This window comes from Achromobacter deleyi (assembly GCF_016127315.1).
Taxonomy (GTDB): domain Bacteria; phylum Pseudomonadota; class Gammaproteobacteria; order Burkholderiales; family Burkholderiaceae_B; genus Achromobacter; species Achromobacter insuavis_A.
The window spans coordinates 1,924,846-1,950,630 of the sequence record NZ_CP065997.1; the positions used below are offsets into that span (position 1 = coordinate 1,924,846).

Here is a 25,785-nt window from a genome sequence, read left to right on the forward strand (position 1 = left end):
GTAGCTGTAACAGGGGTGAAAAATGAAGGCGACAATGCGGGTCAGCGATAACACGTACAACGGCGCGAACCTGCGCGCGAGCCACCGCAGCGGCGGCCGCGCCAACAACCGCGCGTATCACCACGCCTGTCTTTGCGCCTATCACTGCGCCGACCCGCAAGCCGCCGGCAAGGTCCGCGCATGAAGGCCGCGCGCAACCCCATGACGGCAGTCCGGGCCCCGCAATCCGGACGGTATCAGAAAACCGGCGGGAAATCCCCGCGCGGCGCCGACGCCCGTGCCGGCCTGCGCCGCTGGCTGCCCTTGCTGGCGCTGTTCACCGCCGCGTGCGCGCCGGTCGACGCCCAGCAGCGCACCGCGGCCGTCAGTCCCCAGCCGCAACCCGCCGCGCAGGCGCCGCAGCCGGCCATCGCCGTGCCGCCGGCCGTGCTGGCCGGCCTGCCGCCCACCGCCGATACGCCGGCGCTGGCCGCCGTGGTGGCCGCGCGCGAAGCCATGAACCGCAAGCAGTGGTCGGTGCTGGGCGCCCTGGTGCCGCAGGCCAAGGGCGACACGCTCGGCATGTACCCCGAATACTGGCTGTTGCGCTACCAGCTGTGGAGCCCGCCCGCGGGCGGCCGCCCCAACACCGACCTGCAGAAGTTCATCAACGGCAACGGCGACGCCTACCTGGCCGATCGCCTGCGCGCCGACTGGCTGCTGGCCGCCGCGCGCAGCGGCGATTTCGACCTGGTGCGCAAGCTCGCGCCGGTCAAGAACAGCAACGCCCAGGTCGAGTGCGCCGTCCTCAACGCCAAGCACATGACCGGTCAGCGCGCCACCGCCGCGCAGGCCGTGGCCGTGTTCGCGCCGGGCGGCGCCTGCTGGACGCTGTACGACCAGCTGGTCGCCGACAACGTCCTGGGCTGGGATCAGCTCGAGCCGCAGCTGCGCGACGCGATCGAGGCCAACAAGACCACCGACGCGCGCAAGTTCGTGCAGTACATGTTCGAGCCGCGCGACCAGAAGACCTACGACGTCCTCATCAAGGACCCGATGCGCTGGCTGACGCGGCAGGATCGCCTGCCGGTGGGCCGCAACGAAAAAGAGCTGGTCACCATCGCCCTGGCGCGCCTGGCCCGCTCCGACATCAACGTCGCCGATTCCTACCTGCGGCGTGAATGGGCCAAGTCCATGGCCAAGTCGAACCTGGCCTGGATCCGCGGCCAGTACGCGCTGGTGGCCGCGCTCAACCTGGACAGCCGCGCCGACGACTGGTACCACGAGGCCGGCCATATCCGCATGACGGAGTACAACGCCGGCTGGAAGGTGCGCGCCGCGCTGCGCCAACCGAAGATCGACTGGAAGTGGGTCATCGAATCCATCGACCAGATGCCGCAGGCGCAGCAGCAGGATCCCTCCTGGATCTACTGGAAGGCGCGCGGCATGGCCGCCACCGGTCGCCGCGACCAGGCCAATGCGGCCTACGCGTCCATCGCCGACCGCTTCGATTTCTACGGCCAGCTGTCCGCCGAGGAATTGGGCCGCCGCATCACCGTGCCGCCGCGCCCGGTGCCCATCAGCGACAGCGAGATCGCCGAAGCGCGCGCCAATCCCGGCCTGCGCCGCGCCGTGCAGCTGTTCCGCCTGGGCTGGCGCCAGGAAGCCGTGCCCGAATGGAACTACGCGCTGCGCGGCATGAGCGATCGCCAGCTGCTCGCCGCCGCCGAACTGGCGCGCGCCGAGAACATCTACGACCGCGTGGTCAACACGTCCGACCGCACCGAGAAGGAATTCGATTTCAGCCAGCGCTTCATCGCGCCGTTCGAAGGCCGCGTCACCGCCAAGGCCAACGCCATCGCGCTGGACCCGGCCTGGGTCTATGGCCTGATCCGCCAGGAATCGCGCTTCATCATGGACGCGCGCTCGCACGTCGGCGCGTCCGGCCTGATGCAGCTGATGCCGGCCACGGCCAAGTGGGTCGCGGGCAAGATCGGCATGAGCAACTTCACGCCCGACAGCGTCAACGATTTCGACACCAACACCGAGCTGGGCACCAACTACCTGAACATGGTGCTGCGCGACCTGAACGGCTCGCAGATGCTGGCCAGCGCCGGCTACAACGCCGGGCCGCGTCGTCCGCACAACTGGCGCTCCACCTTCAACCATCCGGTCGAAGGCGCGATCTTCGCCGAGACCATCCCGTTCAACGAGACGCGCACCTACGTCAAGAACGTGATGTCCAACTCGGTCTACTACGCCGCCATGTTCAGCGGCCAGTCGCAGTCCCTGAAAGAGCGGCTGGGCAACGTGGTGCCGCTGGGCGCGGAAAGCACCACCCTGCCATGACGGGGGATGCGGCAACGCAGGGCCTGCAGGTCTACATCGTGGGCGGAGCGGTGCGCGATGCGCTGCTCGGCCTGACGCCCGGCGACCACGACTGGGTGGTGGTCGGCGCCACGCCCGAGGACATGGCGCGGCGCGGCTTCATTCCGGTGGGCGGTGATTTCCCGGTGTTCCTGCACCCGGTGACCAAAGAGGAATACGCGCTGGCGCGCACCGAGCGCAAATCGGGCCGTGGCTACAAGGGCTTCACCTTCTACACCGGCGCCGACGTCACGCTGGAAGAAGACCTGCGCCGCCGCGACCTGACCGTCAACGCCATCGCGCAGAAGCAGGACGGCGAACTGGTCGACCCGCTTGGCGGCGCCGCCGACGTGCGGGCGCATGTGTTCCGCCACGTGGGCGAGGCCTTCGAGGAAGACCCGGTGCGCATCCTGCGCCTGGCGCGCTTCGCCGCGCGTTTCGCCGACTTCAGCGTCGCGCCCGACACCTTGGCGCTGTGCCGCCGCATGGTCGAGGCCGGCGAGGCCGACGCCCTGGTGGCCGAGCGCGTCTGGAAAGAAGTCTCGCGCGGCCTGATGGCCGCCGCGCCATCGCGCATGCTGGACGTGCTGCGGCAGTCCGGCGCGCTGCAACGCGTCATGCCCGAGCTGCAGGGATCCGAGGAAACGGGTGGCGATGTCGATCGCGCGGCCGCCCGCAAGCTGTCCTTGCCGGGCCGCTACGCGTTGCTGTGCCGCCTGTCGCCCGAACGTGAGGCCCTGGGCCGGCGCCTGCGCGTGCCGACCGAATGCAACGACTACGCGCGTCTCCTGCCCGAGATGTTGGCGGGGTTGGAAGCCACGCAGGCCGCCGGCGCCGACCAGGCCGACGCGCAGCTCGCGCTGATGGAGCGGGTCGATGCGCTGCGCAAGCCCGAACGCTTTTTCGATCTGCTGGAAACGGTGGCGGTGTTGCGGCCGGTGGATATCGACGCCTGGCGCGAACGCGCGCAGGCGGTGCGCGGCGTGGATGCTGGCGCCATTGCCCGGGCCTGCGCGGGCGATCCGGCGCGCATCAAGCAGAGCGTGCGAGATGCGCGCCTGCAGCGGCTGCGCGTCGCCTGACGCCGCGTCCTACAGCTTGCCGAGACGGTCGCCGCGGGCAAAGCCGATCAGCGGTTGCGTGATGCCGCGGCCCACCGCCAGCACCTTGAACAGTTCGCCCATCTCGGCTTCCGACAGCAGCTTCTGCACCGGCGCCACCGCCTGCGCGTAGGCCTGCGCATCGGTCGGATCCAGCTGCGCCAGCAATTCCATCAGCCCGGCGTTCATCAGGAAGCGCGCCTGCGAGGTGTAGCCCAGCACCTGCAGGCCGGCCGCCTGCGCCGCGTCCGCCATGGCGGTGAAGTCGACGTGCGCCGTGATGTCCTGCAGGCCGGGGGCGGTGAACGGGTCGCCGTGCGCGTGGTGGCGCAGATGGCACATCAGCGTGCCGCCGGCGCGTTGCGGGTGGTAGTACTCGCTGCGCGGAAAACCGTAGTCGATCAACAGCGCCGCGCCCTGTTCCAGCCAGCCGCTCATGCTATCGAGCCAGGCCTCGGCCTGCAGGTTGATTTCGGACACATAGCCCGGCAGCGCCGGCATGCGCGCCGTTACCGCTTCGGCCAGGCGCGGCGGTGCCGGCCGGTCTTCCCAGACGAAATCCTGCGCGGCGTCCAGCGCCACGCCGCGTTCCAGCACCGCGCCGTCCTCGCTCCAGCGGAACAGCGATACCGGCATGGCATCCAGCACCTCGTTGGCCAGCACGCAACCGCGAAAGCCCGTGGGCAGCGTGTCCAGCCAGCGCACCCGGTCGCCGAACGGCGCCAGCCGCTCGGCCTGGCGCGCGCGCAGGTCGGCCGAGACTTCGAGAATCAGGTACTGCGTATCCTGCAGCCCCTGCGCATCCAGCTCGCGCAGCACGCCTTCGGCCAGCGCGCCGGTGCCGGCGCCGAACTCCAGCACCGTCTGGGTATCGGTCTGGCGCAGCACCTGGGCCGCCTGGCGCGCCAGGGTGCGCGCGAACAGCGGCGTCAGTTGCGGCGCCGTGACGAAATCCCCGGCGGGCGCGCGCGCATCGGCTTGCGCCAGCTTGACGTTGCCCGCCGCGTAGTAGCCCAATCCCGGCGCATACAGCGCCTCGGCCATCCAGTGATCGAACGGCAGCCAGCCGGAAGCGGCGGCGATCGCGGCGCGCAGGTGCGCGGTGGCAGCGTCGCTGTGGGCCTGGTCGGCGGGGGAGAGCGGGGGCAGGTTGGCAGGGGCGGGGCGTTGCATGGCGAAAGAAGGGCGTCGTGAATAAGGCATTTTCCCAAAAAACAAACCCCGCGACAGGCGCGGGGTTTGTTGGGTGCCGATCAGGGCTTAGCCGCGGCGGGCGCCGGCCGGCTTGCTGAAGCGCTTGGCGGGGCCGCCGGGGCGCTTGTCGAAGCTGGGACGGTCACGGAAGCCGCCTTCCGGGCGGTCACCGCCGCGGAAGCCGCCTTCGCGCTGCGGACGGTCGCCGAAGCTGGGGCGATCGCTGAAGCTCGGACGCGAATCGCGGTCGCCGCCACGGAAGCCGCCTTCACGCGGGGCGCGCTCGTTGAACGGACGCGGATCGCGCTGCGGGCGGTCGCCAAAGCTGGGACGGTCGCCGAAGCTGGCGCGGTCATTGCTGTGGCTCGGACGCGAATCACGGTCGCCGCCACGGAAGCCGCCTTCACGCTGCGGGCGGTCGCCGAAGGGACGATTGCCCTGGTAGCCGCCTTCGCGCTGGGGACGATCGCCGAAGCTCGGACGATCGCCGAACGAACGGGCCGGGCGGTCGCCGAACGGGCGATTGCCTTGGTAGCCACCGGCGGCGCCGCCTTCGCGGGCGCCCTGGTAACCGCCTTCACGCGGCTTGAATTCGCCACGCGGGCCGCCGAACGAACGGCCTTCACGCGAACCGCCTTCACGGTGACCCTGGTAGCCGCCGCCGAAGCCGCCCGGACGCTTGCCGAAAGGCTTGCCGCCGCGCGGCGCGCCGCCGGTCGAGGGACGCGGGGTGCGCTTGGGTTCCAGGCCGGCAATCACTTCGGGCGTGATGGACTGGCCGATGTAGTGCTCGATGCGGCGCACCTTGTGGCGCTCGGAGTGCGTGGCCAGCGTGAATGCCAGGCCGTTGCGGCCGGCGCGGCCGGTACGGCCGATGCGGTGCACGTAGTCTTCGGCCTGCATCGGCAGGTCGAAGTTGACGGCGTGGCTGATGCCTTGCACGTCGATGCCGCGGGCGGCCACGTCGGTGGCCACCAGGATGCGCAGCTGGCCGCGTTGCAGTTGCGACAGCGTGCGAGTGCGTTGGCGCTGGTTCATGTCGCCGTGCAGGGCGGCGGCGGCAAAGCCCTGGTCGGCCAGGCGGTCGGCCAGATCATCGGCGCCGCGCTTGGTCGACGTGAAGACGATGGCCTGGTCCAGCGAGGCGTCGCGCAGGACGTGGTCCAGCAGCTGCATCTTGTGGCTGGCGTCGTCCGCGTACAGCAGGCTCTGCGTGATGTTGGTGTGCTTTTCCTTGGCGCCGGCGATCTCGATGCGCTGCGGGTCGCGCATCATGCGCGCGGCCAGCTTGGCAACGGTGCCGTCCAGGGTGGCCGAGAACAGCAGCGTCTGGCGTTCGGCCGGCAGGCGGCTGATGATGGTTTCGATATCTTCGATGAAGCCCATGTCCAGCATGCGGTCGGCTTCGTCCAGCACCAGCGTGTGCACGGTGTTGAGTTTGACGCGGCCGGCTTGCAGGTGGTCGATCAGGCGGCCCGGCGTGGCGACCAGGACGTCGACGCGGCGCGACAGCGCCTTCAGTTGGGCGCCGTAGGGCATGCCGCCGACAACGGTGGCGGTGCGCAGGTCGGCCAGCTTGCGGCCGTAGGTGGCGGTGGCTTCGGTGACTTGCAGGGCCAGTTCGCGGGTCGGGGCCAGCACCAGCACTTGCACGCCGACGCCCTTGTTGGCGGGCATCTGGGCGATGCGGTGCAGCGCCGGCAGCATGAAGGCGGCGGTCTTGCCGCTACCCGTCTGCGAGGACACCATCAGGTCGTGGCCGGCCAGCGCTTGCGGAATGGCCGAAGCTTGCACGGAGGTGGGGGTGCTGAAGCCCGCTTCTTGCAGGGCCGACAACAGAGCGGGCGCGAGGCCCAGGTTTTCGAAAGACATAACTTTCCCTTGCCGCGATCAAATGCGACGCAGTGCTTGGTCGGGCCAGGGGATTAGGCGGCCGGATCCAGGCGACGGTTGATGGAGCATCGTGCCGACCGAATCAACCGTGCGCGTGGCGCGTTCCCGTAATACTGCTTGGAACGCAGGGCGAAAGGAAAGGAGGTCAGGAATCGATGATGTTCGGCATGGGCCTGGGCTTGGTTGCCCGGCAGACTGCTGAAATTTCCGCTAAATCAAGGCGGTAAATGCCGAACTCGTTTGGTGCAGTGCGGCGATCATAACCCGAATTCGCCTTGCATGGGAATTGTTTTTTTGTCCAGCCCCCAATCAATAGGGTTTTTCCCTTGGTCGGCCAGCCACCGGTTGGTCGCCAGGAAGTGGCCGCAACCCAGGAACGGCACGGGCGGGCGCCGGGCGGACAAGGGCGAGGGATGATTCGACATCAGGACCAGATGGCCGCTGTTGTCGGGAAGCAACGCCTGCTTGGCCTGGGCATGGGCGCCCCACAGCATGAACACCTTGGGCGACGGGTCCTCGGCCACCCGCGCGATCAGTGCGTCCGTCACCGTTTCCCAGCCGCGCTTGGCGTGCGACGCGGGCTGGCCGTCCTCCACCGTCAGCGCGGTGTTCAGCAGCAGCACGCCCTGTTCGGTCCACGCAGTGAGGTCGTTGCCGGCCGGCAGCGGCGTGCCCGGATATTCCTGGGCAATCTCATTGAAGATGTTGCGCAGGCTGGGCGGGCGCTTGCAATCGTCCGGCACGGAGAACGCCAGCCCCTGCGCCTGGCCGGGGCCGTGATACGGATCCTGTCCCAGGATCACCACCCGCACATCCGACGGCGCCAGCCCGTGCAGGGCGCGAAACGGCTCGGCCGGATACACCACTGCGCCTTCGGCCAGGCGCTTTTCCACATGGGCGGTCACGGCCGCCAGCGCCGCGGCGACGCGCGGGGCCCGCAGGGCGGCCTGCCAGGCGGCGGGCAATTGCGCCGTCTGGGCGGCGAGGGCGGAGGGAATCAGGCGGTTGTCGATCGGCATGGGCGCGATTTTGGCACAGCGCGAGCCGCGCGAGCGTTGCCGGCAAGGCGTGGTTCCCGTGCAATTTCAGACGGTTCCCATCGCCAGCGGAGGCTGGGCTCGCTTACTTATCAGCGTAATTGCATGTAACTGTCTGGCAACCGTTCCTGCTCTGCATATTCTCGATTGTCGCCAGAAAATCCGCGAAAAAGCTGGCATAAATTGAAATATGCGCTTAATTAATTCGATTTCACTCCGTTATGGAGAGAAACCGGTAATTTCAATAAGAAACAAGTGCATACCATCGTATCGCGAAGCCGCCTCCGGCAGAGGCTGCTTCCCTGCCTGGCGCTGTGCGTTTCATCCATCGCCTTCCTGACCTTCCTGCCTCCCCTGGCCGCGCAATCCTTGCCCGCGGAGGCCGCCACGCGCGCCAACGACATCCAACGCCGTCAGGAGCAGGAGCTGGACGCCCAGCGCGCTCGCGCCGCCGAGCGGCCGGATGTGCTGTCGGCGCCGCCCGCCGTCGCGGGCGAAGGCCCGCTGGTGTTCCCCCAGGAATCACCGTGCTTCACGATCGGCCAGGTGACCTGGGACGGCGCGGACCCGCCCGTCGCGCTGCGCCGCGACAGCGAGGCGGCGCTGGGCCAATGCATCGGCGGCCAAGGGCTGCGCGTCCTGCAAGAGCACCTGATGGCGCGCCTGATCGACCGTGGCCTGATCACCGCCCGTGTATTGGTGCCGGAGCAATCGCTGGCCGCCGGCACGCTGACCCTGCGTTATGTGCCGGGACGTATCTCTGGCGTCAAGAGCGAGGGCGCGCCCGGCTGGTGGCGCACCGCGCTGCCCACCTGGCCCGGCGGCGACGTCAACCAGCGCGACCTGGATCAGGCGCTGGAGAACATCCGCCGGCTGGCCGGCCAGGCCGACGCCTCCATCGACGTGGCGCCCGGCCCCGAACTGGGCGACTCGGACATCATCATCAAGCCCGGCACTGGCAAGCGCTGGCACGCCTACGTGGGCGGCGACAACGCCGGCATGGAGTCCACCGGCAAGAACCAGGTCAACGCCGGCCTCACGCTCGATTCGCCGCTGTTCCTGTACGACCAGTTGTCGGTCTCCTGGAACAGCAACGCCGACCTGCGCAACGGCGACGCCGGCTCGCGCGCCGCCTCCATCAACTACAGCATCCCGTTCGGCTACTGGACCCTGTTCGCCGGCGCCAGCAAGTCGCGCTACCGCCAGACCGTGGCCGGCTTCGATGAGCCCATCGTCTATGGCGGCACCAGCAAGCAGCTGGAGGCGGGCGTGTCGGTGGTGCCCTACCGCGGCGCCAGCTACAAGGGCACCGCCATGCTGAAGTTCCTGCGCAAGCGCGCCAGCAGCACGCTCAACGACATCGACATCGAGGTGCAGCGGCGCGACGTGGTCGGCTACGAATTCAGCTACGGCCACCGCCACTACATCGACCAGCTCGTGCTGGACATCGGCGGCGGGGTGCGCGGCACGCTGCCGCAGTTCTCCGACCAGCCCGGCTACGTCTACGGCGACCCGGAATGGAATGGCCGCAGCACCATCCTGACGGCCAACGCCGGCCTGTACCTGCCCTTCAAGGTGGCGGGGCAGCAATTGGCCTACCAGGCCAACTGGCAGATCCAGCACGCCCGCACGCCGGTCGTGCCCGCCGACTACTTCACCATCGGCAACCGCTACGCGGTGCGCGGCTTCGACGGCCAGATGACCCTGGCTGCCGAAGACGGATGGACCCTGCGCAATGACCTGTCGCTGAACCTGGGCAACCTGGGCCAGCAGCTGTACGCGGGCCTGGACGCCGGCCGCGTGGGCGGTCCGGCGGCGCAATACCTGGCCAGCCGCACCCTGGTGGGCGCGGTGGCGGGCCTGCGCGGCCGCATCGCCGTGCCGGGTGTCGCCAATGCGATCAACGCCAGCTATGACCTGTCGGCCGGCTGGCCCCTGAAAAAGCCCGACAACCTGAAGACGCAAAGCACGGTCTTCGCCGCCACGCTGATGTTCGAGTTCTAGCCCGGTCGGGGCCCGCCTGCCCCAGCCCGGTAGTCCGCCAGTTGCTTCACGCTTACCGAGAGTCGCCACGTCATGTCCAAGCTTCGCTCCGCAGTTGTCTGGTTGGTGCTGTACACGCAGATCTGGACGCCCGTCCTGGCGCAGACACTGCCCATCTCCGTCGACAAGAACGTGCCGGGCCAGAAGCCCGTGGTGGGCGTGACCGATGGCGTGCCGGTGGTCAACATCGCGCCGCCGTCGGCCGGCGGAGTGTCGAACAACCGCTTCACCCAGTTCAACGTCGGCCCCTCGGGCGTGGTGCTGAACAACAGCGGCGCGGCCAGCCAGACGCAGGTGGCCGGGCAGGTGGCGGGCAATCCGATGCTGGGCAACCAGCGCGCCACCACCATCCTGAACCAGGTGACGGCGCCCAATCCGTCGCAGCTGATGGGCATGCTGGAAGTGGCCGGCAACCGCGCCAACGTCATCGTCGCCAACCCGGCCGGCATCACCTGCAACGGCTGCGGCTTCCTCAACGCCAACCGCGCCACGCTGACCACCGGAAAGCCGGTCATCGGTCCGGATGGCACGCTGGGTTTCGACATCACTGGCGGCCGCCTGGGCATTGAAGGCGCCGGCCTGTACGGCGCCAACCTCAGCCAGCTCGACCTGATGGCGCGCACGCTGGAACTGAATGCCCAGGTCTGGGCCAACAACCTCAACGTGGTGGCGGGCGCGGCGCGGGTGGGCTATGACGGCATCGACGTCTCGGCCCTGACCGGCGCCGGCGCGGGCACCGGCGTGGCGCTGGACGTCGCCGCGCTGGGCGGCATGTATGCCAACAGCATCCGCCTCATCGGCACCGAAGCCGGCGTGGGCGTGAACATCGGCGGCAACCTGGCCGCACTGACCGGCAAGCTCACCGTCAGCGCCAACGGCGATGTCAGGATCATGCCGTCGGGCCGCCTGCAGGCGGCCACCGACCTGTCGGTGCAAAGCGCCCGCGACATCGTCAACGACGGCACGGTCGTCGCGGGCGGCGCGCTCGGCTTGAACGCCGCCGCCAGGGTCCTCAACAACAAGGCCATGTCCTCGGCCGGCAACGCCAGCATCGTGGCGCGCCAGCTGGAGAACCGCGGCGCGCTCACGGCGGGCCTGCAGGCCGATGGCGCCATCAGCCCGCTCGGCGCGCTGAGCGCGCAGGTGGACCAGCTGCTCAATCCCGGCACGCTGGTGGCGGGCGGCGATGCCACCGTCACCGCGAATGTGCTGGGCCTGTCGGGCGGCAAACTCGTCGCCGGCGGCGCGTTGACCCTGGACGCCTCGGGCGCAATCACCAACCGTGGCGGCGCGGTCTATGGCGGTTCGGTGGCGTTGCGCGCCGCCAACCTGGACAACGCCAGCGGCAAGCTCACCAGCGGCGCGGCGCTTGGCGTCCAGGTGACCGGCGCCATCGACAACACCGGCGGCACGTTGGCCGGCGCCGGCGCGGTCGACCTGCGCGGCCGGTCCGTGGTCAACGCGGCGGGCGGCGTGGTCTCGGGCCAGAGCGTGGCGCTGCGCGGCGCCGACGGCATCGACAACCAGGGCGGCTCGGTCCAGGCCAACGACGCCCTGCGCGTCGAGACGGCCGGCGCGATCGACAACCGTGGCGGCAAGCTGCTCGGCGGCAGCGCCGACCTCCAGTCGGCCAGCCTCGACAACCGCGGCGGCATCGCCCAAGCCGACGGCAAGCTCGCCGTCACCAACAGCGGCGTCCTGCAGAACCAGGGCGGCGGCCTGTATGGCGGCACGGCCGACCTCAAGGCGGGCAGCCTCGCCAATGCCGACGGCAAGATCGCCAGCGGCGGCGCGCTGGATGTCACGACCTCCGGCGCGATCGACAACACCGGCGGCACCATCGCCGCCCAAGGCCTGGCCACGCTGGACGCGCAGCGCCTCGTCAACCGCCGCGGCATCGTCGCCGCCAATGGCCTCACGCTCAAGACGCAGCGCCTGCTGGACAACAACGCCGGCCTGATCCAGGCCGACAACGCGCTGGTCCTCAACGCCGGCAGCCTGAGCAATCGCGACACGCTCGCCAACGGCGTCGCGGGCGCGGGCGGCACGGCCGCCGGCGCCCTCGGACTGATGGGCAAGCAGGTCACGCTGAACGCCGGTTCCATCGACAACCAGGCCGGCCGCATCGGCGCCGGCCAGGACCTTGGCCTGACCACCGGCGCGCTCGACAACGCGCGCGGCAACGTGTCGTCCGACGCCAATGCCAAGCTCGCGTTCAGCAGCCTGGCCAACGGCGGCGGCGCCCTGACCGCCGGCGCCTCGCTGGAACTGGTCACCGGCAACCTCGACAACGACGGAAAGATCCATTCGGGCCAGGACCTGAAGATCACCGCCGACACGCTGACCAACCGCGCCGGCGGCGAACTGATCGCGGTGCGCAACAACGAACTGATCATTGGCGGCCTGCTGGCCAACGCCGGCCTGATCGACGGCGGCTACACGCTTATCAACGCCGGCAATCTGCTCAACACCGGCCGCATCTACGGCGATCGCATCGGCATCAAGACGCCGCTGTTGCAGAACGAGCCCAACGCCGTCATCGCCTCGCGCGGCGACATGGACCTGGGCGTGGGCACGCTGACCAACCGCGAGCACGCCCTGATCTATGTCGCGGGCGACCTGCGGGTGGGCGGCACGCTGGACGCCACCGGCAAGGCCGTCGGCCAGGCCACCCTGTTGTCCAACGAGTCCGCCACCATCGAGGTCGAGCGCAACGCCGACATCGCCGCGGCCAGCATCCAGAACCGCAACCTGCACTTCGCCAGCGAAAGCGTCGAGGTCGGCCGCGAAGCCAAATGGTTCTATCGCCTGGACGGCACCACCGACATCGTCGATGGCGAAGGCATGTGGTTCTGCAACACCGTCAAGTCCATCTGCGGCCGCGACCCCAGCTGGATGGGGCAGTACGACGAGCGGCGCCTGCTGATGCCGTCGGCGCGTTATCCGGAAAGCCAGTATGGGCCGCCGTTTGATTACAGCAACATCCAGGAGGACCAGCAGGGGCGTGCGGGTGTCAGCGCGCCGATCGGCCTGGCGTACATTCCGGAGATCTATGACTGCAGTGGCGGTGACGCGGGCAACTGCTACACGAATCCTGCCCAGTTTCTCTACAAGCCGGACGCCAAGATCTGGTCCGTATTCGAAGTGGAGCGCCCCAGCGGTATCAGGCGGCCGCCGTCGCCCGACGACTGCGGCTGGCGCTGCCCCGCGGACCTGGCCCAGCAACAGGCCCAGTACGACCACGACCTGGTGCTGTACGACACGCTGAACGACAAGATCAAGGCCTTCAACGCCGACTTCCGCGGCAGCCGCATGATCAAGGACTTCACCTTCTACCAGGTGACCCAGATCACGCGCGAGACCCGCATCACGCAGAGCGATCCGGGCAAGATCATCGTCGGCGGCAACGCGCGCTTTTCCGGCAACGTCGTCAACGACAAGAGCCGCATTCTCGCCGGCGGCACCCTGAAAACCGAGGGCGGCACGCTGAGCAACGTTGGCGCCGAGGGGCTGCGCACGGTCGACCGTGTCGGCACCATGGCCTACACCTACGAGAAGAACGACTCCCGCAAGTACAACCGTTCCGACTACAACGCCACCGTCCTGGCCGAACGCATCGAGACCGGCCTGGGCGCCGCGCAAGGCGGCGCCGCCGTCGCGCCGTCCGGCCAGACGCCAGGTTCCAGCAACGTCGTCCAGGCGCTGCCGCCGGCTACTCTGACGCGCATCACGCTACCCGGCAACCAGACCATCGCCGTCGTCGTGCTGCCGCCGACCATTCCGACCAGCAAGCTGTACCAGGTCGTCACGGCGCCCAACGCGCCTTACCTGATCGCCACCGACAGTCAGTTCATCGGCTCGCGCACCGTGGTGTCCAGCGACTTCCTGCTGGAGAAACTGAACCAGGACCCCGGCCATATCCTCAAGCGCCTGGGCGACGGCTTCTATGAGCAGAAGCTGGTGGCCGAGCAGGTCATGCTGGCCACCGGCCAGCGCTTTGTCGGCGACTACACCGACAACGAAACCCAGTACAAGGCGCTGCTTACCGCCGGCGCCGACTTCGCCCACCAGTTCGGCCTGGCCGTGGGCACCGCGCTCACCGAAGAGCAGATGCGCCACCTGACCAGCGACATCGTCTGGATGGTGGAGCAGACCGTCACGCTGCCCGACGGCACGCAGCAGAAGGTGCTGGCGCCGCAGGTCTACCTGGCCGTCAAGCCGGGCGACCTGCGCGGTGATGGCACGCTGATCGCCGGTCGCGACACGCAGATCAGCGCGACGGGCGACGTAACCAACAGCGGCACCCTCGGCGCGCGCAACGCGTTGGTGGTCGATGCGCAGAACGTGCGCAACACCGTGGGCACGATCCAGGGCAAGACCGTCAACCTGAATGCGCGCAACGATATCGACAACCTGGCCGGGCTGCTCAAGGGTGACGGCGTCACGCTGACCGCGGGCCGCGACATCAACCTCACGGCCAGCACCCAATCGAACGTGCGTGGCGGAATCAGCAACACCATCGTCGACGGGGTTGCCCGTATCGACGCCGGAACGCTGAATGCGCAGGCGGGCCGCGACGTCAACGCCCAGGCCGCCGCCATCGTCGCCAGCGGTGACGCGAGCATTCGCGCCGGCAACGATATCAACCTGACTGCTGCGGGGACGAGCTACGGAGAATCGTTCAACTTCGGCAAGAAGAACCGGTCGGAGATGCGTACGACGGAAGATATCGGTACGCAGATCGCCGCGGGCGGAAACCTGACGCTGATGGCTGTGCGGGACGTCAATGCCATTGCCGCGCAGGTGGCGTCGGACAAGCAATTGGCGGTGGGCGCGGGGCGCGACATCAATGTGCTGGCGGGCGATGCCAGTGGCTACACGTACAACGAGATCTACTACAAGACGAAAGGCTTCCTTTCCAGCAAGACGACGCACCGCATCCGCGAGACGGAGTGGACCAAGGGCGTGAGTTCGACCTTTGGTGGCGATACGGTCGCGATACTGGCCGGACGCGACATGACTGTCGTCGGCTCGAATATCGTCGGTGATCGCGATGTCGAAATCGCGGTTGGCAGAGATCTGCAGGTCCTGGCCAAGGACGAAACCTACAAGGACTATCAGTACGAGAAGATCAAGAAGTCGGGCTTTGGCGGAGGCGGTGGATTCAGCATCGGCTACAACAAGCAGGAACGCACTGACTGGATGAAAGGGGCCAGCGGTGGCTATTCGGCCAGCACGATCGGCAGTGCCGGCGGCAACCTCACCATCGACGCGGGACGTGATGTTGGCATCATGGCGAGCAACCTGCTGGCCCAGGACGGCAACATCTCCATCGTCGGCAGCAACGTCGCGATCATTGCCGGCGTGGGCGAAGCACGCCAGCATGAGTATCACGAGTTCAAACAGTCCGGCCTGACCATTGGCGTGGCAGGCGGCATGTTGGGCGCTGCCCAGCAGATTCAGGGCACCTTGCAGCAAGCTGGCGACGCCAAGAGCGGTAGGCTGGCCGCGGTCAAGGTAGGGCAGGCGGCCTATCAGGCAGTGCAGGCCAACCGGATGATGGACGCCGCAAAGGCGGACAACGCGTCGGTGGCGCAGAAGGAAGCCGCCAGTGCCCAGATCCAGATCAGCCTTGGCTCCAGCAAGTCTGTCAGCGAAACGAAGCGCACACAGGAAACCGCCTTCGGCTCTTCCGTCATGGCGGGCGGCAATATCTCCATCATCGCTTTGGGCGAAAAGGGCGTTGCCGGCTCGGGGAATCTTTCCATCATCGGCAGCGACCTAGCCGGCAAGAATGTATTGCTGGCGGCCACCAATGACCTGATGCTGCAAAGTCAGGCCCAGACATCGACGGAAGTCTCCACCAATAAGAACAGCGGCTGGAAGGTCGGCGTTGGTATCGGTGTCTCTGATAGCGGTAGCGGCGGCGGCATCAATATCTTTGCCAGCGGTTACGTCGGAAGCGGCAACGCCAAGGGGAACGGCACGACGTATCGCGAGACTCAGGTCAGCGCGCGCGACAACCTGACGCTGATCTCCGGCCGTGACACCGTGCTCGAGGGCGCCCAGGCGCGCGCGGACAGTATCCGCGCCGATATCGGCCGCAACCTGATTCTGGCGAGCCAGCAGGATTCGGATCGCTATGACGCCAAGCAAAAACAGGCCAATGCCGGGGCCAGCTTCAGTTTTGGGTCGATGACGGGCAACGCCTATCTCGGTGCGAGCATCGGCAAGACCAAGTCCAACTATGACAGTGTGATCGAGCAGACGGGCTTATTTGCGGGCTCCGGGGGTTACGACATCTACGTTGGAAAGCACACGCAGTTGGACGGCGCCGTCATCGCCAGTGACGCTGATGCCATGAAAAACTGGTTGTCCACCGAGACGTTGGGGTTCAGCAACCTGCATAACAAGGCGGATTACAAGTCCACCACGGTCGGTATCAACCTGGGCATGTCCGGCGCGTTCGACAAACCGAACAAGGGCGATGCCTTGGGTGGCGGCCCATCGGGTTTGAGCTTCGCGAGTACCAGCGGCAGCGCATCAGGCACTACCCGCGCGGCTGTGTCGGCGGGCACGATCGAGGTGCGTTCGGACAAGGACACGGGGCGGGATAGCACGGCCGGGCTGAGCCGTGACACCGAGGGTGCGAACGGCAGTATTGGGAAGATTTTCGATAAGGATAAGGTTCGCGAGCAACTGGAGTTCCAGCAGGCGTTTGGGCAGTTGGGGATGCAGATTGCGGGGGATGTATTAAAAGATCTGGCGAAGAAGGATCCGGAAATCTGGGGCGAGGGAAAAAAAGGGGCGATAGCGTTGCACGCCGCAGTGGCGGGGGTTGGGGCCGCTTTGGGAGGAGGGAATGTTGCTGGTGCGATAGCAGGAACTATTGCGGGCGATCTTGCGAGTGATCTGGTGAGGGATGAAATTGCACGCGCTGTGGCTGATCTTCCGGTGGAAATGCGCAATCAGGTTGCCAAGGTAATAACAAGCGTGGTCGCCAGCGCAGCCGGGGGTGTTGTTGGGGGATTAAGTGGTGCTGGGGGAGCGGCCGTAGCGGATAGCTTTAATCGTCAACTCCATGTCTCGGAGCTGGAGAGGATAAAAATTGAGGCAAATGGCGATTCGGCCAAAGAGCAGCGTTTAATCAAGGCTGCTTGCTATGAGGTCAAATGTTGGGCCGAATTTCCGGAGGGTAGTCCGCTGTTCAATCAAAACTATGTCAGTGAGACGGAAATTCTTAAGTATTCACAAGAGCATGCATGGGTAAAATCAATGCAGGCGTTGGGAGATTTTAGTTATTCTGGGTATGCGAGCTTTTCTGATTCGGTTAAAGCTCTCTCTGGAATGTCGTCTCCCTATGGCAGATTGGCTTGGCAAGGTGAGTACATTGGAGGCTCTAAGGCGCCGCGATGTGGCAATGGTAATGGTGATTGCCAGGCTGGAATCCCATATGGCCGTCCCGGCAATGAGTACAGCCGTCCTGATTACATGACTGCGCAAATCGCTTTTCTTGGGTTGGCTGCGTCAATTACGATAAATTTCTATGACGGGAGAATTTATCTGGCGGGTAGTGGAGCCGTGCCAGTGTCTGTCGGTGCAAATATGATGTTTGGCTCTATAGCAGAGAACATAAAACGAGTCGCCAGTGAGCGAGCCGATATAGTTAATCGTTATTTGCAGGGTGCCAGTATTCAAGGTTCCTATTGTGCGGGCGTTTGTGTCGGGCTGAACCACTCGATTGGGGGCGCTACATCTGTCGAAATTGGAGCCGGTACCCCTGGATTTGGTGCAGGCGTGGGATACGGAAATGACACGGGCGTTCGGCTGCCTTTCTTTAAATAGGGATTTCATGAAAATAAGAATATCGCGAGGGCTGATTTTTTTCTGGATTGTCTTTTGGTCGGTGTTGATGGTTTACATGGTCTTTAGGGCTCCCAGAGATGTTGCCGGTGTCTCGGAAAAAATGAGTGATCTGGTTGAATCGGTGAAACTAGAAAATGGGACAGTTTTATCGGAAGATAAATTTGTCAAGCCCGGGGCTGTGGTGCAAATCGTTTTGAAGTTTTCGGCATCCGGTTGGTCTGCCGATGTCAGAGCCAGAAATGAGAAAATTTTCGAAAGCGTTGGTGCGGTCGATATGTCCATGCCAGGGAGAAATATATTCTGCCGCGGGCGGGAGCAGTACGAAATTAAGTCGCCAGAAAATAATGGATTTGCAACGTATTCCATATTCATGGAATACCCGGGATCCGTATGTGACTGATGCTCGAACTTGGGTCGGCTATGGATGTGCTTCTCGATTAAAGCGGGTTTTGTTGTCAGCAACCCTGTTGCTGACTTCGGGCTGCTCTTTCATCATGGGTTCGCCTCCCCAACCTCTGGCCACCAATCCTGATCCGAGCGAAGTCATCACCCCTGTGCTGATCTATAGCTCCGATTGCGATTACCAGAGGGAAATCAACGATACGGGCTGGATCGGAGCTGGCATCGCACTACCAGCGTTGTACGCGGCCGAGGCCGTCTGCAATGCGCTGAACGCCGAACTGCCCGGCGCGATGGACGCTGTGGGCATCAAGGCGACGTTCAAGCTGCGCAAGGTGGATCCGAGGTCCGCCCGCCCGGCGACCATGAAAGAAGACGCTGCGGCGATCGGTGCAAAGTATGTGATTGCATTGGGCGAACCCAATGGATTTGGCGGCTATCAACAGTACGGGCCCTCAGTCGGAATCAAGGTGCGGCTGTATGACGCCGTATCAGGCGAATATCGTGGCTGGGCGGACGATTCCTATCCCATTTCCTTGCGCGACTATTCCAACCGCGGGCCGACCAAGGATGGGTTACGCATTGCCGCGCACTTCGCCAGCCGATTGGCCCGCATGATGCGCCAGCGTTGCGTTGAGGCTTACCCGTACCAGTGCGCGAAGTCCGGATTGTTGCGACTGGCCGAGCCTCGAGATACGTACGGGAAATGATGACCCCTCGCAGGCTGCATGGCATGAAGTCCTACCTTCAGTCCGATATCTCCTCCCACCCGCGATTACCTTGCGCCCGCGCAAACCCCCACCCCTTTCCCGCCGTCCACAACCCAGGCTCATGACACCAGACAAGTCGTGCCCGGTCTCGATTCTCTACCCTGTCCACAAGGGGCAAATCGATCGTTGCCGCCCCTGTTGAAGGAGTCAAGCATGAACCTGGATGAATCGATTCAAAAGCACGCCGAATGGAAGTTGAAGTTCCGTTCCGCCATCAGCAGAAAGGAACAGATGGATGCGGAAACCATCGGCAAGGACAATTGTTGCCAGCTCGGGGTCTGGCTATATGGTGAAGGGAAGCTGAAATACAGCGCGAAGCCGGAGTTTGGCGCAATCATCCAGAAGCACAAGGTGTTTCATGCCGAGGCAGGCAAGATCGCTCGGCTGATCAACAATCAGCAATACGATCTGGCGGAAAAGGAAATGGGCACCGGCACGCCGTACTCGCAAGCGTCCAGCGCGGTAGGCGCGGCCATCATCGCTTTCAAGCGGCATTTATAGGCGAATCGGCGCAGGCGCCCGCCGCGTGGTGGGCGCCATCGACGCCATTCGTCAGTCGGGGCTGGCCGTGGCATCTCTTCACACCGGCCATTCCCCCAACCGATACGCCGAATCCCAGAACATCCATTCCAACTGCGCCGCATGCGTATAGGCGCGGTGCATCTCATCCCGCGTCTGTGCCGACGCCTTGTCCGCCGCCTGGTCCACCGATGCGATCACTTCGCGCACCAGGGTGTGGAATTCTTCTCCGGCGTAGGTATCGATCCACGCGCCATAGGGATTGGGACGCGTCGCGCGCGAGTGGATGTCGCGCCCGATCTCGGCATAGATCCAGAAGCACGGCAGCAGCGCCGCCAGGGCCACGGGATAAGGCGCGCTCCACGCCGTGGCGATGAGGAAGCTGGTGTAGTGATGGCTGGCCGGCGATAGCGGCGTGCTGGCGAACCTCTCGGCGTCGATGCCGAACTGCTTCATGAACCCCTCATGCAGGCTGCGCTCGACCACCACGGCGTTCTTGGCGGCGTCGGCGAACTGCACCACGCCGTCGGCATGGTCGGCCTTGGCGGCGGCAACCGCCAGGGCGCGGCCGAAGGCCAGCAGGTAATGCGCGTCCTGGATCATGTAGTGGCGGAACGCCTGTTCGCTGAGCTGGCCGCTGGCCAGTTCCTGGTTGAACGGCATGATGCGCGTTTTTTCGTACAGCGCGGCATTGCGCGCCCAGGCGTCGGTGCTGAAAGACATGGCATTCCTCAAGACAGGGTCGAACGGTGCGCCGGGGCGCGCCGTGGTGGTGGACCCAAGGGTATCAAGACGGGCGCGCGGGGACGCGCGGCGCGGCCTGGCAGCGCCCAGTGTATTCATTAATTGAGAATCATTGTTAATATGGCCGTCCTTTTTGCCTTGACGCGACGTTCGGCCCAATGCCTCGCCCCACCAACCCCCTGAAAGGTTGGCTCGCCTATTACGGCGAGCTGGTGGGCTCGTGGGCCAAGCGCAATTCGCGTCCTTGCGACGCGGAGGATGCGGCGCAGGATGTGATGGCGCATCTGTTGAGCGATGGCAACGTGGCGGCGGTTGCACCCAAGTCCTATCTGTACCGGGCGACGCAGAATCGGCTGATCAGCGAGATCCGGCGGCAGGAACGCCACCCGCAGACTTCGCTGGAGATGCTGGCGGCCGAAGACCATCCGCTGCTGCACGATCCCGAAGCGGGCGTGCGCGCGCGGCAGTTGGCCGAGGCGCTGGAACAGGCATTGGCGAGCCTGCCGCTGAAGAAGCGGCAGGCCTATGTGTGGCACAGGCTGGAAGGCTATTCGCAGCCGGAAATCGCGCAGCGCATGGGCCTGGCGCTCAATACGGTTGAACGCTATATCATGGACGCCACCCGTGAAATGCGCGAACAGCTCGAACGTTTCTGCCCGGATTGACCCGCCGCGCGATGACTGACTCCCCCGACCCCGACACCCTGCGTGACCCGCGCGATGCCGCCGCGTACTGGTTCGCGCGCGTCCGTTCGGGGCGGATGGATGCCGCGCAGCAACAGCGCTTCGAGGCCTGGCGGCAGGCGGACCCGGCGCATGAGCGGGAATACCAACGGGCCTGCGGCCTCTGGAATGGGTTTGCGTTGGTGGATCCGGCCAGGCTGCGGGCGCTGGCGGCCGAACCGGCGCCGCGGTCCGGGCGCGCGTCCCGCTTGCGCAAGCCTTTGGGGGTTGGCCTGGGACTGGCGTGTGCCATGGTCGTTGCCGGCGTGGCGCTGCCGCAGTGGTTCATGGGAACGCCGGCGTTCAGCCAGCAGTACGCAACGCAACCGGGCCAGCGTATGCAGGCAGCGCTGCCGGACGCCTCCGTGGTGGACCTGAACACCGCGACGCGATTGTCGGTGCGCCTGTTCGAAGATCGCCGCGTCGTCGAGCTCCAGGCGGGCGAGGCCACTTTCACGGTGACGCCGGACCCGCAGCGGCCTTTCTACGTGGAGACGGGCGCGACCACCGTCCGCGTCACGGGCACGCGCTTCAATGTGCGCCGCGATGGCGAGCAGGTGCGGGTGGCGGTGGATTCGGGCACCGTGGCCGTGCAGTCCGGCCACTGGTGGCATCGCAGCCAGGTGTTGCTGACCGGCGGCCAGGGCACGCGCACGCTGGCGCAGGGCGGATTGTCGCCGACGGAAAAGGTGGCGGTGTCGGACCTGCTGGCCTGGCATGCGGGCCGGGTGGTGTTCCGCGACCAGGCGTTGGCGGATGCCGTGGCCGAGATGAACCGCTATGGCCGCATGGACATGCGCGTCGCGGACGCGGCCGTCGGGCGCATCCATATTTCCGGGGTCTTCAGCGTGGACAACCCGCAAGCGTTTCTCGATCTCCTGCCCGCGATCGCGCCGGTGCGGGTGCAGGCCGCGGGCAATGGCGTCGCGACGATCCAGGCACGTTGATCTGGCTGGCACGACAGCGTGCGCCGCGGGTCGGTGCGGAAAATGCCGTCCGCGACGCGTTGCATTTGGTTTCAAATGATCGGTGGTTTTTCATCAGGGATTGGGCGCGCCACGGCGTCCTGGGGATAGGCGTGTCGTTCAGCGCCGCTTCATATCGCCACGATCGCGGGCCGTTCAGGCCCGCCGGTGCCGATCCCAGGAAAATCATCAGGAAAGCTCGTTCCGTGAACCGTTCAACCATTGGATTCCATTCATCGCCGCGCAGGCGGGCGTCTGCCCAAGGCCTGGGTGCGCTGGCTTTGTCGCTGTTGCTGGGGGTGGCCTTGTCGCCGGCCGCCGCGCAGGCGCAGGAAGCGGCGCTGCAGCTCAACATGCCGGCGCAATCGCTGGAAAGCGCGCTGGTCGACCTGGCCACGCGGGCCTCGTGGGATCTGGCGTATTCGCCGGATGCCGTGCGCAATCTGCGCGCGCCGGCCGTGTCGGGCCGGCTGACGCCGGACGAGGCGTTGCGCGCCTTGCTGGCGGGCTCCGGCCTGGTGTTCGAAAGAACGGGCAACCGGGTCGCCCTGTCGCGCGATGCCGGCGATGCCAGTGTGGTGATGCAGAGCATCACGGTGGTGGGCAAGGGCAATGAATTCACGGAAGGCACCGGCTCGTACACCACGGGCGCGATGAACACGGCCACCAAGCTGCCGCTGACCATCCAGGAAACGCCGCAGTCCGTCAGCGTGGTGACACGCCAGAAGCTGGACGACTTCGCGATGCAGACCATCGATGACGTGGCCAACAGCACCACCGGCGTGACGGTGAACCATTGGAGCAATGATCGCTCGCGCTATTTTTCCCGCGGCTTCACGATCAATACATTCCTGCTGGACGGGATGCCCGTGACCTACGAGACGGACACGTCCACCTACAGCACCACGGCGATGTACGACCACGTGGAGGTGGTGCGAGGACCGACGGGCCTGATGACGGGCATGGGCGATCCGTCGGGCGCCATCAACTTCGTGCGTAAGCAGCCGACCGACGTGGCGCAGTTCATCGCCACCGCGCGCGCGGGCAACTGGGATAATTTCTCCGGCGAATTCGATGCGAGCGGCCCGTTGAATGACAGCGGCTCGATCCGGGGGCGCTTTGTCACGTCGCAGCAGTCGCGGCAGTATTTCACGGATGGCTACAGCAGCCGCAAGCATCTGTACTACGGCGTCGTCGATATCGACCTGACCTCGCGCACCACGCTGAGCCTGGGCGGCCATTCCAACACCGAGGACAATCCGGGGTCCGAATGGATGGGGGTTCCCACGGCCCCCGACGGTTCGCCGCTGGATATCCGGCGGTCACGGCGGTTCTCGCCATCATGGAGCTATTGGGACAAGAAGGAATCGAGCCTGTTCGCCGAGCTCAAGCACAAGTTCGACAGCGGCTGGGTGGCCAAGGCCGCCGCCCGCTCCGTCAATGCGTCGTCGGCGCTGGACGGCGCCTATTTCGTCAGTGGCAGCTATGACGCGCAGGGCAATATGCTTTACGACGTGATGGGCGGCCGCTATGACTACGACAAGAAGCAGCAGAGCTTCGACGTGTCGGCGCAAGGGCCGGTCAAGTTGTTCGGCCGTTTCCACGACATTGCGCTTGGGGCGAGCTACCGCAAGGATACGTGGCGCGACGACGGCTACAGCTACCTGGATTCGCCGACCGGCTATTACATGCTGGGTGGCGTCAATCCGTACACGTGGGATCCGGATTCGATTCGCCGTTCCGATTTCGTGAAGGACACGCTCTGGAGCCGCGACCAGCGCTCGGCACTGACGTCGGCCTACGCCACCGGCCGTTTCCGCCTGGCGGACCCGCTCAGCATGATCCTGGGCGCGCGCCTGGATTGGTTCGACTTCGACAACAAGCAGTATCAAGGCGCCTGGAGCAGCCATCGCAAGTTCAGCGAAGACAAGCACTTCACGCCGTATGCCGCGCTGACCTATGACCTGAACGACAACCACTCGGTCTACGCCAGCTATTCCAGCATCTTCAAGCCGCAGTACTACCTGGACACGTCGGGCACGGTGCTCAAGCCGGTGGACGGCACCAACTACGAAATCGGCCTGAAGGGCAGCTATCTGGACGAGCGTATCAACGCCGCCATCGCGGTGTTCTCGACGACGCAGTCCAACCTGCCGCAGGCGGTGACCGATATCTCGTCGTGCTTCGTCGCCACCAATTGCTATCGGGCGGTGGGCGAGGTCAAGAGCGAAGGCGTGGAGATCGACATCAATGGCGAGCTGCTGCCGCGGCTGAACGTGGGCATCGGTTACTCCTACACGCGCGCCAAGGTGTCCTCTGGCGGTCTCGATGGCGCCGCGGGCCAGCCCTATGCCAGCTACATTCCGCAGCATCAGCTGAAGGTCGCCGCCATGTATCACCTGCCGGGGGCGTACGAGAAATGGCGGATCGGCGGCGCGGTGCGGGCGCAGAGCAAGACCTCGACGCAATCGTTGACGAGCGCGGAGGGCTACGTGGTCAAGCAGTCGCCGTTCACGGTGGTGGATCTGGTGGCCGGCTACAAGGTGAACCGGCAACTGGATATCCAGTTCAACGTCAACAACCTGTTCGACAAGCGCTATTTCGAATCGATGCAGGGCAACAACGGCGGCAATTACTACGGTACGCCGCGCAGCTTCCTGCTGACGACACGCTATCAGTTCTAGCGGCATGGCTGGCTGCGCATCGCGACGGCGATGGCGCAGTCAGCTGTGGCGGCCTCATCGTCGGCAGGGTGCAGTACGACGGCGTTCGCGCGAGGATCAGACGTCGTCGAAATAGAACGCCTTGTCGATCTTCGCTTCGAACGCCAGCATCAGCAGCGGCCCCGCGCAGACCAATGGCAGCCACCATTGCAGCAGCAACTTCAGCACCATGCCCAGGCAGAAATAACCGACGATCAGCGTCACGATGATGGCAATGACGATCAGGAATTCCATGGCGGCCTTGCTGGCGGCGGGCTGCTGCATGAAGCGGGATTTGCGCGCTTCGATGGCTTCCTGCACGCGGTTGGTGAATCGCATGACGGTTTTCTTCCAGACGTTGCGTATCTGGTAGCTGCCGGCGCTGTCCTGGATGGAGATATTGCCGAACATGATGCCGGTTTCACCGGAAACGGCATTGACCTTGTCCAGGTCGATCGCGGTCTGGCGCGGGCCGTAGACCAGCCCGGGGCCGGGCATGCGGGCACGCGTTGCCGAAAAAAACCTCCAGGCCGACAAGGCGGCGCGGAGGTTGTCCTGGGTGTCGATTGTCGAGACGCGAGCGCTCGTTCTTGCTGCATGTCCCTACTGCATGTACCACCCATGGCTGACCACGAACGACTGTCCCGTGAACGCCGCGCTGGGGAAGGTCGACAGGAACAGCGCCGTCTGCGCCACGTCCTCGACGGTGGTGAAGATGCCGTCGACGGTATCGCCCAGCATCACCTTCTTGACCACGTCTTCCTCGCTGATGCCCAGCTCCTTGGCCTGCTCGGGGATCTGCTTTTCGACCAGCGGCGTGCGCACGAAGCCGGGGCAGATGACGTGCGAGCGCACATTGTGCTTGGCGCCTTCCTTGGCCAGCACGCGCGCCAGGCCCAGCAGCGCATGCTTGGCGGCGACGTAGGCGGACTTGAGCGGCGAGGCTTCGTGCGAATGCACCGAGCCCATGTAGATGACGACGCCGCCGCGATCATCCTTGTACATGTGCTTGAGCGCGGCCTTGGTGGTGAGGAAGGCGCCATCGACGTGGATGGCCTGCATCTTCTTCCAGTCGGCGAAGGCGAAGTTCTCGATGGGGTTGACGATCTGGATGCCGGCGTTCGAGATCAGGATGTCGATGCTGCCGTAGGCGGCGGCGACGCGGTCGATGCCCTGGTTGACGGCGTCTTCGTTGGTGACGTCCATGGCCACGCCCATGGCCTTTCCGCCGGCCTGTTCGATCTCGCGGGCGACGGCGTCGGCGCCGGCCTGGTTCAGGTCGGCGATGGCGATGGCCGCGCCGGCGCGCGACAGGGTCAGCGCGATTTCCTTGCCAATGCCGCTGGCGGCGCCGGTGACGACGGCGACTTTTCCGTTCAGATTGCTCATGCTGGGGAACCTCCGGGTAAGGATGCCGCGGGCCGGGGTGCGCCCGCGGATGCGAGGGGCATGGCTTGATGGTAGCGCTCCAGGATGAGCGCAGCC

General features: G+C 65.6%; 17 protein-coding genes. 11 read left to right on the top strand and 6 right to left on the bottom strand.

The window, feature by feature from the left end; genetic code table 11:
• Positions 1-22 precede the first annotated feature (22 nt).
• From I6I07_RS08655 to I6I07_RS08665, 3 genes are read left to right on the top strand one after another with little or no spacing between them, the layout of a single operon-like run.
• Positions 23-184 carry a hypothetical protein gene (locus tag I6I07_RS08655; RefSeq protein ID WP_157146204.1) on the top strand — a complete coding sequence of 54 codons (162 nt, stop codon included), beginning with the start codon at positions 23-25 and terminating at the stop codon, positions 182-184.
• On the top strand, positions 181-2,328 hold the full coding sequence (locus I6I07_RS08660; RefSeq protein ID WP_232625985.1) for a lytic transglycosylase domain-containing protein: 2,148 nt from the start codon (positions 181-183) through the stop codon (positions 2,326-2,328). Before I6I07_RS08655 ends, I6I07_RS08660 begins: the two co-directional genes overlap by 4 nt.
• The gene (locus I6I07_RS08665; RefSeq protein ID WP_198486335.1) at positions 2,325-3,428 is read left to right on the top strand and encodes a CCA tRNA nucleotidyltransferase; all 1,104 of its coding nucleotides are present in this window, start codon (positions 2,325-2,327) and stop codon (positions 3,426-3,428) included. Before I6I07_RS08660 ends, I6I07_RS08665 begins: the two co-directional genes overlap by 4 nt.
• A gap of 9 nt (positions 3,429-3,437) precedes the next feature.
• Here the strand turns inward: I6I07_RS08665 and I6I07_RS08670 are convergent, their stop codons facing one another.
• The 3 genes from I6I07_RS08670 to I6I07_RS08680 all read right to left on the bottom strand — a co-directional run bounded on the left by I6I07_RS08670 (position 3,438) and on the right by I6I07_RS08680 (position 7,552).
• On the bottom strand, positions 3,438-4,619 hold the full coding sequence (locus I6I07_RS08670; RefSeq protein WP_198486336.1) for a class I SAM-dependent methyltransferase: 1,182 nt from the start codon (positions 4,617-4,619) through the stop codon (positions 3,438-3,440).
• Positions 4,620-4,706: 87 nt separating this feature from the next.
• A complete protein-coding gene (locus I6I07_RS08675) occupies positions 4,707-6,512 on the bottom strand; it encodes a DEAD/DEAH box helicase (RefSeq protein ID WP_198486337.1) in 1,806 nt (601 codons plus the stop codon).
• A gap of 278 nt (positions 6,513-6,790) precedes the next feature.
• Positions 6,791-7,552: a uracil-DNA glycosylase gene (locus I6I07_RS08680; protein WP_198486338.1), complete on the bottom strand. Its 762-nt coding sequence runs from the start codon at positions 7,550-7,552 to the stop codon at positions 6,791-6,793.
• 273 nt (positions 7,553-7,825) lie between these two features.
• Between I6I07_RS08680 and I6I07_RS08685 the strand changes: the two genes are divergently transcribed.
• The 5 genes from I6I07_RS08685 (at position 7,826) to I6I07_RS08705 (ending at position 19,149) form a co-directional block, all read left to right on the top strand.
• A complete protein-coding gene (locus tag I6I07_RS08685) occupies positions 7,826-9,574 on the top strand; it encodes a ShlB/FhaC/HecB family hemolysin secretion/activation protein (RefSeq protein ID WP_198486339.1) in 1,749 nt (582 codons plus the stop codon).
• A gap of 72 nt (positions 9,575-9,646) precedes the next feature.
• Positions 9,647-17,458, top strand: a complete 7,812-nt coding sequence (locus I6I07_RS08690; protein ID WP_198486340.1) for a hemagglutinin repeat-containing protein — start codon at positions 9,647-9,649, stop codon at positions 17,456-17,458.
• A 121-nt stretch (positions 17,459-17,579) separates the two neighbouring features.
• Positions 17,580-17,879 carry a hypothetical protein gene (locus I6I07_RS08695; RefSeq protein WP_198486341.1) on the top strand — a complete coding sequence of 100 codons (300 nt, stop codon included), beginning with the start codon at positions 17,580-17,582 and terminating at the stop codon, positions 17,877-17,879.
• Positions 17,880-17,931: 52 nt separating this feature from the next.
• Positions 17,932-18,588, top strand: a complete 657-nt coding sequence (locus I6I07_RS08700) for a hypothetical protein (RefSeq protein ID WP_198486342.1) — start codon at positions 17,932-17,934, stop codon at positions 18,586-18,588.
• A 213-nt stretch (positions 18,589-18,801) separates the two neighbouring features.
• Complete coding sequence (locus I6I07_RS08705) at positions 18,802-19,149, top strand: CZB domain-containing protein (protein ID WP_198486343.1); 348 nt, start codon at positions 18,802-18,804, stop codon at positions 19,147-19,149.
• 78 nt (positions 19,150-19,227) lie between these two features.
• Here I6I07_RS08705 and tenA read toward each other — a convergent pair whose 3' ends face one another.
• Positions 19,228-19,890 carry a thiaminase II gene (gene tenA / locus I6I07_RS08710; RefSeq protein ID WP_198486344.1) on the bottom strand — a complete coding sequence of 221 codons (663 nt, stop codon included), beginning with the start codon at positions 19,888-19,890 and terminating at the stop codon, positions 19,228-19,230.
• A 179-nt stretch (positions 19,891-20,069) separates the two neighbouring features.
• On the opposite strand from tenA, the gene I6I07_RS08715 reads away from it, so the two are divergent.
• From I6I07_RS08715 to I6I07_RS08725, 3 genes are all read left to right on the top strand, one after another.
• The gene (locus I6I07_RS08715) at positions 20,070-20,576 is read left to right on the top strand and encodes an RNA polymerase sigma factor (protein WP_198486345.1); all 507 of its coding nucleotides are present in this window, start codon (positions 20,070-20,072) and stop codon (positions 20,574-20,576) included.
• Between the two features lie 11 nt (positions 20,577-20,587).
• Positions 20,588-21,580, top strand: coding sequence for a FecR family protein (locus I6I07_RS08720; RefSeq protein WP_198486346.1), 993 nt, complete (start codon positions 20,588-20,590; stop codon positions 21,578-21,580).
• A 293-nt stretch (positions 21,581-21,873) separates the two neighbouring features.
• Positions 21,874-24,282: a TonB-dependent siderophore receptor gene (locus I6I07_RS08725; protein WP_420094583.1), complete on the top strand. Its 2,409-nt coding sequence runs from the start codon at positions 21,874-21,876 to the stop codon at positions 24,280-24,282.
• A gap of 96 nt (positions 24,283-24,378) precedes the next feature.
• Here the strand turns inward: I6I07_RS08725 and I6I07_RS08730 are convergent, their stop codons facing one another.
• Together I6I07_RS08730 and I6I07_RS08735 are read right to left on the bottom strand one after the other, a co-directional pair.
• A complete protein-coding gene (locus I6I07_RS08730) occupies positions 24,379-24,798 on the bottom strand; it encodes a PH domain-containing protein (protein ID WP_198486347.1) in 420 nt (139 codons plus the stop codon).
• A gap of 105 nt (positions 24,799-24,903) precedes the next feature.
• Positions 24,904-25,689, bottom strand: coding sequence for a 3-hydroxybutyrate dehydrogenase (locus I6I07_RS08735; protein WP_006391870.1), 786 nt, complete (start codon positions 25,687-25,689; stop codon positions 24,904-24,906).
• Between the last annotated feature and the right edge of the window lie 96 nt (positions 25,690-25,785).